The organism is Streptomyces sp. NPDC007875, assembly GCF_042868035.1.
Taxonomy (GTDB): domain Bacteria; phylum Actinomycetota; class Actinomycetes; order Streptomycetales; family Streptomycetaceae; genus Streptomyces; species Streptomyces antimycoticus.
On record NZ_JBIADZ010000001.1, the window covers coordinates 248,874 to 262,377 of the forward strand.

Below are 13,504 nucleotides of genomic sequence, written 5' to 3' on the forward strand. Positions count from 1 at the left end.
GTGACCTGCCGTCACTTGACGACGCCCAGCTGGGAGTAGTCGTAGCGGCCGTTGTAGGCCGCCGACGAGAAGGCGTTCGTCAGCCGCGAGCTGCGCCAGGTGATGTTCTTCTCGTAGATGAACGGCATCTGCACGGCCAGGTCGCTGACCTTGTGGTTCATCTTCTGGTAGATCGCGCCGGCCTTGTTGGGGTCGGTCTCCTTGAGCGCGTCGTCGAAGTACTGGTTGATCGCCGGGTCGTTGGTCTCGGAGACGTTGTAGTTACCCGTCTGCTCGATGAAACGGCCGTCGATCAGCGGCTGGGAGAAGCCCTGGCCAGTGGGGAAGTCCGGGCCCCAGCCGGTCATGGACAGGCCGTAGCCGCGCTTCTTCATCACCGACGGCGAACCGGTGATGCTGGCGGAGGTGCTGCCCTGGATCGGCTCCACGTTGAGGCTGATGCCGACCTTCTTCAGCGACGCCTGCAGCGCCTCCGCGGCGTCGACCTCGGCGGGCTGGTCGTTGCGGGCCACGATGCTGGTGGAGAAGCCGTTCGGCTTGCCGCACTGCTTGAGCTCGTCCTTGGCCTTGGCCAGGTCGGCCTTGCCGCCGCGCTTCAGGATGCCGTACGGGTCGTAGTCGTCCGAGCCCTTGACGCTCTTGGGGAGCATGTTGGTGGCGAGGTCACCACCGGCCTGCGGGCCACCGCGGGTGGTCTGGAGCGACTTGTAGTCGGTGCCGTAGACGACCGCCTTGCGGCAGTGGATGTTGTCGAACGGCTTGACCTTGGTGGTGAAGTCGACGTACCGGACGAAGCTGGTGGTGATGTTGTCGACGTTGCCCTTGTGCTGCTTGAGGGCGTCGTTACGGCCCGAGGGGGTCATACCGGTGGCGCTGAGGAAGACGTCGTAGTCGCCCTTGATCAGCAGCCGGTCTATCGCCTCGAGGTTGGAGTTGAAGGTGACCGAAATCTTGTCCGGCAGGGCCGGGCGGATCGGGTCGGACGCCTTCTTCCAGCTGCTGTTGCGGACCAGAGACAGGCTCTTGCCCGGGCTGTACGACTGGACCTTGTACGGACCGGAGGAGAACGGCCGGTTGGTGTACTTGGCGCCGGTGTCCTTGTCCGCCTTCACCGGGGAGCCGGTCGGCATCGCGAGCATCTGCTCGAAGTCACCGTTGGGCTTGGCGAGGTTGAAGACGACCGTCTTGTCGTCCGGCGTCTGGATCCCCTTCAGGCCCAGTTTGTCCTTGGACTTGTCCTTGTACGGGCCCTTGTACTCGCCCTTGGGGTCCAGGACCTGGCGCAGATAGCCGGGGCCGCCGGAGACGACGTCCTTGGCCCAGATGCGCTCGATGCCGTACTTGACGTCCTTGGACGTGATCGGGGAGCCGTCCTCCCAGGTGATCCCGTCGCGCAGGGTGTAGGTGTAGGTCTTACCGCCGTTGCTGATCTTGCCGGTGGAGGTGGCGAGGTCCGGGACCAGCTCGTTCGCGGCGTTGCCCGGCTTCGGCGCGTAGGAGATCAGTTGGCGCGCGTAGAAGCGGGAGAAGTCCCAGGCGAACCCGTAGTACTGACGCTGCGGGTCGAGGGAGTCGAACTCCTGCTTGTTGATGAACTTGAGGGTGCCGCCCTTCTTGGCGGACTTGGCTGCGACACCCTTCACCGCGGCGTTGAACCCGGCGCCCGAGCCCTCCTCGTCGGAACTGCCACCACCGCAGCCGGCGGTGGCCAGGAGGGCGCCGACGACAGCCGCCGCTCCGGCGATCCGCCTGCTTCTCGAGAGCTGTTTCATAGCTGTTGCAACCTCCGGGGTAGCGGTCCTAGGCATGGCGCCGCGGAATTCTTCGGGGAGCCGGCTGCCGGATACGGCAGGGGCTGATGCATTCGGGTACGACCGGTCCGCGGGGCGTGTCGTGCGCCGCGCCGTCATCGGGTGCCCTTCGGATCGAGCGCGTCGCGGACGCCGTCGCCGAAGAGGTTGAAGGCCAGCACCGTGACGAAGATCGCCACACCCGGGATGATCATGAACATCGGGTCGTCCTCATAGGTGCCGACCGCCTTGGAGAGCATCTGCCCCCAAGAGGCGGTGGGCGGCTTCACGCCCGCGCCGAGGAAGCTGAGCGCGGCCTCCGTGAGGATGTTGGTGGGGATCATCAGCGTCGCGTAGACGGTGATCGGCGCCACCAGGTTGGGCAGCAGCTCTCGGAAGAGGATGTAGCGCCGGCCGGCGCCCAGGCTCCGCGCGGCCTCGATGTACTCCTTCTCGCGCAGCGACAGCGTCTGGCCGCGCACGATGCGGCCCACGTACGGCCAGCCGAAGAAGCCGATGACCGAGACCAGGATGGCGATGCGCACCCCGCTGCCGGTCAGTCCCAGCAGGTCGTTGGGGAGCACCGAGACCAGGGAGATGATGAAGAGCAGCTGCGGGAAGGCCAGCAGCATGTCCATCACCCGGCTGATCACCGAGTCCACCCAGCCGCCGAAGTACCCGGCGATGATGCCGAAAATGGTGCCGAGGACCACCGCGACCACCGCCGCGAGGAAGGCCACGAGCAGCGAGATCCGGGCGCCGTAGACGACGCGGCTGAAGACGTCGCGGCCGTTGGACGGCTCCACGCCGAAGAGGAAGTCCGAGCTGATACCGCCCATGGACCCCTTCGGGGTGCCGAACAGCGGGTCGATCTCCTCCTGGTGGAACTCATTGGGCGGATGCCCGAGCAGGCTCACGATCAGTGGAGCGAAGATCGCCACCAGGACCAGGAAGACGACAACGATGCCACCCGCCAGCGCGAGCTTGTCCCGCTTCAGGCGTGTCCAGGCGATCTGCCGCAGCGATCTGCCTTCGACGGACGCTTTGACCACATCCGCCGCTACATCGGCAGTCGCGACCGGATCGCTGTCCGTGCTCGTGCCGTGCAATGGTGCCGTCATCGTGGTGGAGACCCCTCTCGACCGGTGGTGACCGGCCCACGACTCGCCGCTGTAGCGGCTTTGTTCACAACCCGGGTGAAAGTCGCGTTCTGGTACGGAACCCTTCAGGAAGGGGTCGTACGCAGGAACCGCACCCCTTGGAGCGGGAGTCTTCAACGCGTTTGTGATCACCCGCCAGTACTCCCGGGCAATGGATGCCTAACCGTGATGTGGGGAGTACCGCTCCGCTATACGGACGGTCGCGACACGAGAACGCAGCAGTAACCTCGCGCCCGCTTTGGGATGTTCGGCCCCAAAGGCCCGGAAGGCCGGGTGGGCAATCCCGTCAATCGGTGCGCGGACCAGCAGGTCGGTGGCCGATCAGCGGTCGACGAGTCGGCCGGTCGGTGACGGATCAGCGGGTCGACGAGTCGGCCGGTCGGTGACGGATCAGCGGGTCGACGAGTCGGCCGGTCGGTGACGGATCAGCGAGGCAGCGGATCAGTAGGCGGGACGCGGCGGCGGGTAGCCGTAGCCGTAGGACGGCGCGGCGGGGGCGGTGCCATAGGCGTCACGGTCGAAGAAGGGCCGGGCGTTGGCCCGCATCCACAGGGCGACGGGGTCGTACTCGTCGGAGAGCGCGACCGTGGAGACCGGCAGCCCGTCCGGCACGGCGGTGATCGACTGCTCCATCATCACCCGCACCGACTGCACCGCCGGTGCGCTGCTGTCGTAGAGATCCAGCCCGATGGCCAGATACGGAGCGCCCAGCGCGGGCTGCACCCAGACCCGCCGCAGCGACCGCACCGCGGTGGTGCGATGCGCGTTCTGCCCCAGCAGGGCGTAGAACTGCGGGATGTCGATGGCGGGTTCGCTCAGCCGCAGCGGCCCGGCGGGCAGCCGGTCCAGACCGCCCGCGATCCGGCGCAGATCCGGCCACGGGATGCCCACTCCGCCGCCGCGGGCGTGGGGGTTGAGCCAGAGGCCGTAGCGGTCGCGGTAGAGAGAGTCGGCGATGAGGCGTCCGTCGACCACCTCATGCGCACGGTTCCAGCCACTGGCGGCCAGTTCCTGCGCGGAGGTCACGCACGGGGCGTAACCGAGGCCGTCCACATCCATGTTCCCGTACTGGGCCTCGGGCGTGCCGGGCGCACCGTGCCACAGCAGCATCCAGACCTGGCCCTCTCCGATGGCCTGCAGCAGCGCCTCATAGGCGTCGTACCGGCCGGGAGCGACCTGCTGCAACGCTCGCTCAACCTGGCCGGCCGCCGCCCCCCAATCCGCGCCCGCGCTCACCTGGGTCCGCCCCTTCTCTCGCCCTTGTCCGCACCTCACCGGGGAGCGTGCTCGCACCCCTCCTGGTCATCAAACCAGCTTACGGGCCCCCGTAGCGGACCCTGGGGTGAGTCACAGGTCACGGTCGTAGAACGGCCGTACGCGCCCCATCATCCAGTCGACCACCGGATCCCCCTGCGCCACATCCAGCAGCACCAGCTGGACCTTCCACCGCACGGGCACCACGCCGAGGGCGCGGCCCAGCGCGTCCACCGCGCGCGCCTGGCCCTCGGGGCCGGGGGCGTCGAGCTGCACGCCGACGAAGAGCGCCGGCTCGTCGCCCTCGACGCTGGCCAGCGCGCGCCGGGCGGTCCGCACCCCGGTGTCCTTGGCGAACTCGATCCCGGCGGCGGCCAGGAAGTCCACCGGCTCGTCCTGCCAGTCCGGTTCGAAGAGCCGCACCCTGCCCCCGGTGGCCGGGCCGTCGAGCTCGCTACGCCCGGCACGGCACAGCTCGCGGACGGCGGGCGGAGGCAGCGGTACGACCACCGCGCCACCGGGGTTCACCGCGATGCCGAGCTGGGGCGGCAGGCCGCGGGCGAACTCCACGGCCGGGGCGATGGTGAAGGACATATGGGAGCCGACGAGCTGCAGGAACTGCTGCTCGGAGCTGAACACCGGGACATACGCGGCGCCTTCGATCTCCACCGTGGGCAGATCGAGGCTCGGGCTGCCCGGGCCACCGCCGTTGGGCAGCGGAACCCAGACATGGCTGCGGGAGAGCGTCTCGACGATGCGCGCTCCGGCCCCGGGGACGTCGATCGAGGCGGCCATCACCTCTTCGAGCTCATTGCCGGGAAACGCCGGAAACGCGGTCTGCGCGCCGTCGGGGAATCCTCCGTGAGCCGGGGCCATGCCGTACTGCTCCGGGAAGCTCATCTTCGTCCAACCGCCATCTCGTCCTACCTGCCCAAAGCACCCTAGCGGCTGGGCGGCCCGGGGCCAGCGGGGGCGGCGTCATCTCCACAGCACTTCCCCACCTCGCCCGGCCCCGGGCCACCGTCACACTGAGTGATGCCCCGGTGGCCGATTTCCGGCCAAGGTCACCCGGCGTCTTCCCTTCCTCCCCGGGGAGCGGGAACCCCCCATCCCCTCCCGTGCGGGGCTCACTTCTGGTGCCGGGCTCACTCGAAGGAGATGCAGCGCAGCTCGCTCGCGGTCGAGCGGTCCAGCAGCACCGCCGAGGCGCACCCCTCCGGCGGCCGCCCCTCCTCCATCCCCGCGATCAGCCGCCGCATCGCGCGCCGATGCCGGCCGAAGGCATAGCCGGAGACCCCACGGCCACGGGCGGCCTGGCCCTCCAGGGCCACCGTGGCGTCCACGTCCAGCAGCACCATGTGGAGACTGCGGCCCCGGCGCCGCGCGTCCCGGGCCAGCCAGCGGCGGACCCACGGCAGCGCGCCGCAGTCGTGCACCACGACGCTGACGTCCGAGCGCAGCGCCCGGCGCAGCCCGGCGTAGTGGGCGTACCGGACCAGCGGGCGGTAGAGCGCGTACGGCAGCCAGCCGGGCATCCGGCGCTCCCACGCCTCCCGGGTGTTCTGCGAGTCGACCCGGATGACGACCGTGCCCGTCCCGTCCAAGAGGGGCACCGTCCGATTGATCAGCGTGCTCTTGCCGGCGCCCGGCAGCCCCGAGGCGACCAGCACGTCCCCCACCGGGAAGCGCAGCTCACGCCGGTCCGCACCGCCGCCTCGCACCTGGCCGCGCAGATCGTGCACCGCGATGCGCCGGCCGGGGATGGCCGTCGACCCGGAGGGGATGCGGCCACGCCGTGCCGGCAGGAGCCTTTGTGCGGTCTCGTATGTTCCCTGCCCATGCACCGTGATCGTCCTCCCAGGTCGGTCAACGCTGCTCGTACCCGCAGAGTGTCAAGAAAAGGTAATGTCCATCAAGGCTGCCTCTGCCCGATCCGGCCGGAGCCGCCCCGATCGGGGCTTCCTTTCTCGGCCACACATGCGATGATGTGCGCGCAACTCCATACCGGCCGCTTGAATCCGCGCGGGAGAGTCCTTGGTCACCGGCAGCTGTGCCGGGTGTCCGGGGCGCCGAAGGAGCAAGTCCTCCCTTGAATCTCTCAGGCCCCGATACCGCGTGGACGAGGCAGATCTGAAAAGCGAGCCGCGGGCGCGGCTCCACCCAAGGTGCAAGCCAGGCCCCTTACGGGCGTCACGGCGAACCTCTCAGGTTCCGATGACAGATGGGGAGGACGCACGCGTCCTTGTCGTCCGTCCTCGCCGTCGCGCGACCCCGATCTCCTGGAGCCTGAATCGTGACCGACGCCCCGCCCACCCCACGCCGTACCGCGCTGGACGCACGGCACCGTGCGCTCGGCGCCACCATGACCGACTTCGCCGGCTGGGACATGCCGCTGCGCTACGGCAGCGAGCGCGACGAGCACACCGCGGTGCGCACCCGCGCCGGGCTCTTCGACCTCTCCCATATGGGTGAGATCTCTCTCATCGGTGCGCAGGCCGGAGAGGCCCTGGATCACGCACTGGTCGGCCGGCTGTCCGCGCTCGCCGTGGGCCGCGCCCGCTACACCATGATCTGCGACGACGAGGGCGGCATCCTGGACGACCTGATCGTCTACCGCCTCGGGGACGAGGAGTTCCTGGTCGTGGCCAACGCCTCCAACGCCCAGGTGGTGCTGGACGCGCTGACCGAGCGGGCCGGCGGTTTCGAGGCGACCGTAAGGGACGACCGGGACGCCTATGCGCTGATCGCCGTCCAGGGGCCCGAGTCCCCCGGGATCCTCAGGAGCCTGACCGACGCCGACCTGGAGGGGCTCAAGTACTACGCCGGGCTGCCGGGCACCGTCGCGGGCGTCCCCGCCATGATCGCCCGCACCGGCTACACGGGCGAGGACGGCTTCGAGCTGTTCCTGGCGCCGGACGACGCCGAGCGGGTCTGGGAGGCGTTGACCGAGGCGGGGGCCCCGGTGGGCCTGGTGCCCTGCGGTCTGTCCTGCCGGGACACCCTGCGTCTCGAGGCGGGGATGCCGCTGTACGGGAATGAGCTGACCACCGACACCACCCCCTTCGACGCGGGGCTCGGCCGGGTGGTGAAGTTCGACAAGCCCGGCGACTTCGTCGGCCGCCAGGCCCTGGAGGCCGCGTCCCGCGAGGCGGACACCGTCAGCCCGCGCACGCTGGTCGGCCTGGTCGCCGAGGGCCGCCGGGTGCCGCGCGCCGGATACGCCGTGGTGGCCGCCGACGGCTCACAGATCGGCCAGGTCACCTCCGGCGCGCCCTCGCCGACGCTGGGCAAGCCGATCGCGATGGCGTACGTGGACCCGGAGTACGCGAAGCCCGGCACCGAGGGGGTCTCGGTGGACATCCGGGGCACCCGGGAGCCGTACGAGGTCGTGGCACTGCCCTTCTACCGGCGCGAGCGCTGAGCGGTCCCGCCGCAACGCGTCGCGCCCCACCGGCGTCATCACATGGACCGGCACCGAGTCCCTCGGCGCCGCACCCACCGGCGTCACATCCCGCCGGCACCACACCCACCGGCGTCACACCCCCGGCACCACACCCACCGGTGTCGCATCCCACCAGCTAAGACCCGTTTCCCAAGCACTCCCCCGTATCCAGGAGAATCGGACCATGAGCAACCCCCAGCAGCTGCGCTACAGCAAGGAGCACGAGTGGCTGTCGGCCGCCGACGAGGACGGCGTGTCGACGATCGGCATCACCGAATTCGCGGCCAACGCGCTCGGCGATGTCGTCTATGTCCAGCTCCCGGACGTCGGCTCGACCGTCACCGCCGGTGAAACCTGCGGAGAGCTGGAGTCCACCAAGTCGGTCAGCGACCTGTACTCGCCGGTCTCCGGTGAGGTCACCGAGATCAACGAGGACGTGGTGAACGATCCGGCGCTGGTGAACTCCGCCCCCTTCGAGGGCGGCTGGCTGTTCAAGGTGCGGGTGACGGGCGAGCCGGAGGAACTGCTCTCCGCCGACGCGTACACCGCCTTCGCCGAAAACTGACCCTCCTCTTCCGATCGGGACCCTGATGTCGCTTCTCAACAGCTCCCTGCACGAGCTCGACCCGGACGTCGCCGCCGCCGTCGACGCCGAACTCCACCGCCAGCAGTCCACCCTGGAAATGATCGCCTCGGAGAACTTCGCCCCGGCGGCGGTCATGGAGGCCCAGGGCTCGGTCCTGACCAATAAGTACGCCGAGGGCTACCCCGGCCGCCGCTACTACGGCGGCTGTGAGCACGTCGATGTGGTCGAGCAGATCGCCATCGACCGGGTGAAGGAGCTCTTCGGCGCCGAGGCGGCGAACGTCCAGCCGCATTCGGGCGCCCAGGCCAACGCGGCCGCGATGTTCGCCCTCCTCTCCCCCGGCGACACCATCCTGGGGCTGAACCTGGCGCACGGCGGCCATCTGACCCACGGCATGAAGATCAACTTCTCCGGCAAGCTCTACAACGTGGTGCCCTACCACGTGGACGCCGAGACCGGTCTGGTCGACATGGACGAGGTCGAGCGGCTGGCCAAGGAGCACCGCCCCAAGCTGGTGATCGCGGGCTGGTCGGCCTACCCCCGCCAGCTGGACTTCGCGGCCTTCCGACGGATCGCGGACGAGGTCGGCGCGTACTTGATGGTCGACATGGCCCACTTCGCGGGTCTGGTGGCGGCCGGGCTGCACCCCTCGCCCGTACCGCACGCCCATGTGGTGACCACCACCACCCACAAGACCCTGGGCGGTCCGCGCGGTGGCGTGATCCTCTCCACCGCCGACCTGGCCAAGAAGATCAACTCGGCGGTCTTCCCGGGTCAGCAGGGCGGCCCGCTGGAGCATGTCATCGCGGCGAAGGCGGTCTCCTTCAAGGTCGCCGCGGGTTCGGCCTTCAAGGAGCGCCAGGAGCGCACACTGGAGGGCGCCAGGATCCTCGCCGAGCGCCTGGCCCAGCCCGATGTGCGCGAGGCGGGCGTCGCCGTCCTGTCCGGCGGCACCGACGTCCATCTGGTCCTGGTCGATCTGCGCGACTCCGAGCTGGACGGGCGGCAGGCCGAGGACCGGCTCCACGAGGTCGGCATCACGGTCAACCGCAACGCGATCCCGAACGACCCGCGGCCCCCGATGGTCACCTCGGGTCTGCGGATCGGCACCCCGGCGCTGGCCACGCGCGGCTTCACCGCGGACGACTTCCGCGAGGTCGCCGACGTGATCGCGCAGACGCTCAAGCCGTCCTACGACGCGGAGGCGCTGAAGGCCCGGGTCACCGCCCTGGCCGACAAGCACCCGCTGTACGCCCATCTGTCCAAGTAACCCTGGACACGGGGGCGCGCCCGCCCTGGCGCGCCCCCGCCGCACGGCCCGCACCACCCCCGCACGGCCCGCACGCCTCCCCTGCGTGCAGACGAAGGAGTCCCCCGGTGGCCATCTCCGTATTCGACCTCTTCTCGATCGGCATCGGCCCGTCCAGCTCGCACACCGTCGGCCCGATGCGGGCCGCGCGGATGTTCGTCCGCCGGCTGAAGAACGAGGGCCTGCTGGCCCACACCGCCTCCGTGCGCGCCGAGCTCTTCGGCTCGCTGGGCGCCACCGGTCATGGCCATGGCACCCCGAAGGCCGTGCTGCTGGGCCTGGAGGGCAACTCCCCGCGCACCGTCGACGTCGAGGCGGCCGACGGTGAGGTGGAGCGCATCCGCACCACCAAGCGGCTGCGGCTGCTCGGCGCCGAGATCGGCCCCGGCCAGGAGATCGACTTCGACGCGTCGACCCAGCTGATCCTGCACCGCCGCCGCTCCCTGCCGTACCACGCCAACGGCATGACGCTGCTCGCGTACGACGCCGAGGGCCATCCGCTGCTGGAGAAGACCTACTACTCGGTCGGCGGCGGCTTCGTGGTGGACGAGGACGCGGTCGGCGAGGAGCGCATCAAGCTCGACGACACCGTCCTCACCCATCCCTTCCGCACCGGCGACGAACTGCTGCGGCTCTCCCAGGAGACGGGCCTGTCCATCTCGGCCCTGATGCTGGAGAACGAGAAGGCGTGGCGCACGGAGAAGGAGATCCGGGACGGCCTCCTGGAGATCTGGCACGTCATGGAGGCGTGCGTGGCCCGCGGCATGTCCCAGGAGGGCATCCTCCCCGGCGGCCTCAAAGTCCGCCGCCGCGCCGCCACCGCCGCCCGCGCCCTGCGCTCCGAGGGCGACCCGGCCGCCCGCGCCATGGAGTGGATCACCCTCTACGCCATGGCGGTCAACGAGGAGAACGCGGCGGGCGGACGCGTGGTCACCGCCCCCACCAACGGCGCGGCGGGCATCATCCCCGCCGTCCTGCACTACTACACGCGCTTCGTGCCGGGCGCCGACGAGGACGGCGTCATCCGCTTCCTCCTCGCCGCGGGCGCCATCGGCATGCTCTTCAAGGAGAACGCCTCGATCTCCGGCGCCGAGGTCGGCTGCCAGGGCGAGGTCGGCTCCGCCTGCTCCATGGCCGCCGGCGGCCTCGCCGAGGTCCTCGGCGGCTCCACGGAACAGGTGGAGAACGCCGCCGAGATCGGCATGGAACACAACCTCGGCCTCACCTGCGACCCCATCGGCGGCCTGGTCCAGATCCCCTGCATCGAGCGCAACGGCATGGCCTCGGTCAAGGCGGTCACCGCCGCGAGGATGGCCCTGCGCGGCGACGGCCGCCACCATGTCTCGCTCGACAAGGTCATCAAGACGATGAAGCAGACGGGCGCCGATATGAAGGTCAAGTACAAGGAGACGGCGCGCGGCGGGCTCGCGGTGAACGTCATCGAGTGCTGAGGGCGGCGGCTCCGGCTGGGTCCGGCTGAGCTGGCCGGAGCCGGCCGCTTCGGATGAGTGCCCGCCGGATGTCACACTCCGGCGGCCTGCTCTGTCGCACCTGCGGAAGGTCTTTCGACCCCAGCCGCGACACGATGGAGAACCCGCCATGGCCCGTATCTCGCTCACACCGCCCAGCACGCTGCTCAACCGCATAGGCGCCTGGTACTCCCGGCGCACCTACGGCAAGGTGCTCGACCCCGGCCTGGCCGTCGGCCACAACGGGCGGGTGCTCCTCTCCTACGTCCGGCAGGAGCGCGGTGCCGCCAAGTGGAACCGCCTCGAGCCGGGCCTCAAGCACCTCGCGGTCATGGCCGCGGCGGCCAGGATCAGCTGCTCGTGGTGCATGGACTTCGGCCACTGGGAGGCCGACGCCCTCCGCCTCCCGATGGACAAGATCTCCAAGGTCCCGCGGTGGCGCGACCACCAGGACGCCTTCACCGAGCTGGAACTGCTCGTCCTGGACTACGCCGAAGCGATGACCGAAACCGAACCCCGCGTCACCGACGAACTCGCGGCCACCCTGATCGAACAGCTCGGCGAGGCCGCCTTCGTCGAACTCACCGCCATGGTCGCCCTGGAGAACTACCGCTCGCGCATCAACAGCGCCTTCGGCCTGACCAGCCAGGGCTTCTCGGACGCCTGCGAGGTACCGTCACGGACGTGATCGACGCGACCACCTTCGAACACCACCGGCGGATGCTGTTCGGCATCGCCTACCGCATGCTCGGCAGCGTCGCCGACGCCGAGGACATGGTGCAGGACACCTGGCTGCGCTGCAGTCAGGTGACCACCCCCGTGGACAATCCGGCGGGCTATCTGGCCCGTACGGTCACCAACCTCGCGCTCAACCGGCTCACGTCCGCCGCCGCCACCCGCGAACAGTACGTCGGCCCCTGGCTGCCCGAGCCGCTGGTCACCCAGCCCGACGCCGGCGAGGAGGTGGAGCTGGCCGAGTCGGTCTCGCTCGCCCTGCTCGTCGTCCTCGAAACTCTCTCCCCGCTGGAGCGGGCGGTCTTCGTCCTCAAGGAAGTCTTCGGCTTCTCGTTCAAGGAGATCGCCGGAATGCTGGAGCGCGGCGAGGCGTCCGTACGGCAGGTGGGCCACCGGGCCAGATCACACGTCCAGGCCCGCCGACCGCGCTACGACACACCGGTCGAGGTGCGGCGCCAGATCACCGACGAGTTCCTGGCCGCCTGCCTCGGCGGCGACCTCAACCGGATGATGGAGCTGCTGGCCCCCGACGTCACGGCGTGGAGCGACGGCGGCGGCAAGGTGAAGGCCGCCCTGCGCCCCCAGCACGGCGCCGACAAGGTCGCCCGCTTCCTCGCCGCCGTCATCGCCCAGCCCATGGACGACCCCCGGGTGCACGCGGTGGACGTCAACGGCCGCCCGGGCTTGCTCCTCACCGTCGCGGGCCGCCCGGACACCGTCGCCTGCGCCGAGATCGAGGACGGGCGCATCACCGAGATCCGCATCATCCGCAACCCGGACAAGCTGCGCCACCTACTGCCGTAGGCCGCTGGGGGCGTACACCGGCGAACAGATCCTCCTCGGGAAGGGCGACGTCGACGTGGGACCGGGCGAGGAGATAGTCCTCAGTGGGCCAGACCTCGCGCTCAACGTCACGATCATGAAGCATGAACCCGGCGTTCGGGTCGATCTGCGTGGCATGGGCGAGCAGCGCCCGGTCCCTGGTCTCGAAGTACTCCGCGCACGGCACCTGCGTGGTGATCTCCAGCCCGGCCTTCTCGGGCAGTTCCGCCAGCACGGCCCCCATCCCCGAGTCCATGCCCCGCGCGGTCATGGCGTCGTGCAAGGCCTGGAACCACGGCCGCGACAAGCCGCCCTGGTAGTACAGCTTCAGCGGCCGCCATGGCGCCCCCGCCTCGGGATGGCGGCCCGCCTCCCCCGCCGCGTCGAAGGCGGCGACCGTCACCTGATGGGTCCTGATGTGGTCCGGGTGCGGATAGCCACCGGTCTCGTCGTAGGTGACGAGCACATGCGGGCGGAAGCTCCGGATCAGCCCCACCAGGCGCCCGGCCGCCTCCTCCAGCGGCGCCAGCGCGAAGCAGCCCTCGGGCAGCGGCTCGCCCGGCGCCGGGAGCCCCGAGTCGACGAACCCCAGGAAGTGCTGCCGCACGCCGAGGATCCGACGGGCCTCGACCATTTCGGCCCGCCGGATCGCGGCAAGGTTCTCCCGCACACCCGGCCGGTCCAGGGCAGGGTTGAGCACCTCGCCACGCTCCCCTCCGGTGCAGGTGACCACCAGCACCTCCACCCCCTCGGCGGCGTACTTGGCCAGCGTGGCCGCACCTTTGCTGGACTCGTCGTCGGGGTGGGCGTGCACGCTCATCAGACGCAGGTTCAAGCGCACTCCTCGGGATGGTTCGTGGTAACCGACAAAGGGAAATTAGCCCGAACCTAAATTTAGGTCAATCTCAATCTTAGGCCCGCCCATGCGAGGATGGGG

The 13,504-nt window shown here is 69.8% G+C and carries 12 protein-coding genes and 1 riboswitch; of the genes, 6 read left to right on the forward strand and 6 right to left on the reverse strand.

The window, feature by feature from the left end; all coding sequences use genetic code 11:
* Window positions 1-11 precede the first annotated feature (11 nt).
* The 5 genes from ACFYOY_RS01090 to ACFYOY_RS01110 form a co-directional block, all read right to left on the reverse strand.
* Entirely contained in the window at window positions 12-1,772 is a 1,761-nt protein-coding gene (locus tag ACFYOY_RS01090) for an ABC transporter substrate-binding protein (RefSeq protein ID WP_351880532.1), read from the reverse strand.
* 134 nt (window positions 1,773-1,906) lie between these two features.
* Window positions 1,907-2,911, reverse strand: coding sequence for an ABC transporter permease (locus ACFYOY_RS01095; protein WP_211123545.1), 1,005 nt, complete (start codon window positions 2,909-2,911; stop codon window positions 1,907-1,909).
* A gap of 480 nt (window positions 2,912-3,391) precedes the next feature.
* Complete coding sequence (locus ACFYOY_RS01100) at window positions 3,392-4,186, reverse strand: enhanced serine sensitivity protein SseB C-terminal domain-containing protein (protein WP_351880529.1); 795 nt, start codon at window positions 4,184-4,186, stop codon at window positions 3,392-3,394.
* A 111-nt stretch (window positions 4,187-4,297) separates the two neighbouring features.
* A complete protein-coding gene (locus ACFYOY_RS01105) occupies window positions 4,298-5,104 on the reverse strand; it encodes an enhanced serine sensitivity protein SseB (protein ID WP_388584024.1) in 807 nt (268 codons plus the stop codon).
* A 245-nt stretch (window positions 5,105-5,349) separates the two neighbouring features.
* Window positions 5,350-6,048, reverse strand: coding sequence for an AAA family ATPase (locus ACFYOY_RS01110; protein WP_351880526.1), 699 nt, complete (start codon window positions 6,046-6,048; stop codon window positions 5,350-5,352).
* A gap of 169 nt (window positions 6,049-6,217) precedes the next feature.
* Window positions 6,218-6,328: riboswitch (glycine riboswitch) on the forward strand.
* A 169-nt stretch (window positions 6,329-6,497) separates the two neighbouring features.
* On the opposite strand from ACFYOY_RS01110, the gene gcvT reads away from it, so the two are divergent.
* The 6 genes from gcvT to ACFYOY_RS01140 all read left to right on the forward strand — a co-directional run bounded on the left by gcvT (window position 6,498) and on the right by ACFYOY_RS01140 (window position 12,549).
* Window positions 6,498-7,625: a glycine cleavage system aminomethyltransferase GcvT gene (gene gcvT / locus ACFYOY_RS01115; protein ID WP_388584027.1), complete on the forward strand. Its 1,128-nt coding sequence runs from the start codon at window positions 6,498-6,500 to the stop codon at window positions 7,623-7,625.
* A 205-nt stretch (window positions 7,626-7,830) separates the two neighbouring features.
* Window positions 7,831-8,211, forward strand: a complete 381-nt coding sequence (gene gcvH / locus ACFYOY_RS01120) for a glycine cleavage system protein GcvH (RefSeq protein ID WP_059144105.1) — start codon at window positions 7,831-7,833, stop codon at window positions 8,209-8,211.
* 25 nt (window positions 8,212-8,236) lie between these two features.
* A complete protein-coding gene (gene glyA, locus ACFYOY_RS01125; RefSeq protein WP_351880520.1) occupies window positions 8,237-9,502 on the forward strand; it encodes a serine hydroxymethyltransferase in 1,266 nt (421 codons plus the stop codon).
* A gap of 107 nt (window positions 9,503-9,609) precedes the next feature.
* Window positions 9,610-10,992 (forward strand): L-serine ammonia-lyase, encoded by a 1,383-nt coding sequence (locus tag ACFYOY_RS01130; RefSeq protein ID WP_137967541.1) that lies wholly within the window; start codon window positions 9,610-9,612, stop codon window positions 10,990-10,992.
* Window positions 10,993-11,140: 148 nt separating this feature from the next.
* Window positions 11,141-11,698, forward strand: coding sequence for a carboxymuconolactone decarboxylase family protein (locus tag ACFYOY_RS01135; RefSeq protein ID WP_351880517.1), 558 nt, complete (start codon window positions 11,141-11,143; stop codon window positions 11,696-11,698).
* Complete coding sequence (locus ACFYOY_RS01140) at window positions 11,695-12,549, forward strand: RNA polymerase sigma-70 factor (RefSeq protein ID WP_351880514.1); 855 nt, start codon at window positions 11,695-11,697, stop codon at window positions 12,547-12,549. Before ACFYOY_RS01135 ends, ACFYOY_RS01140 begins: the two co-directional genes overlap by 4 nt.
* Here the strand turns inward: ACFYOY_RS01140 and mca are convergent.
* Window positions 12,509-13,408, reverse strand: a complete 900-nt coding sequence (gene mca, locus ACFYOY_RS01145) for a mycothiol conjugate amidase Mca (protein WP_351880511.1) — start codon at window positions 13,406-13,408, stop codon at window positions 12,509-12,511. The genes ACFYOY_RS01140 and mca overlap by 41 nt on opposite strands.
* Window positions 13,409-13,504: the final 96 nt, after the last annotated feature.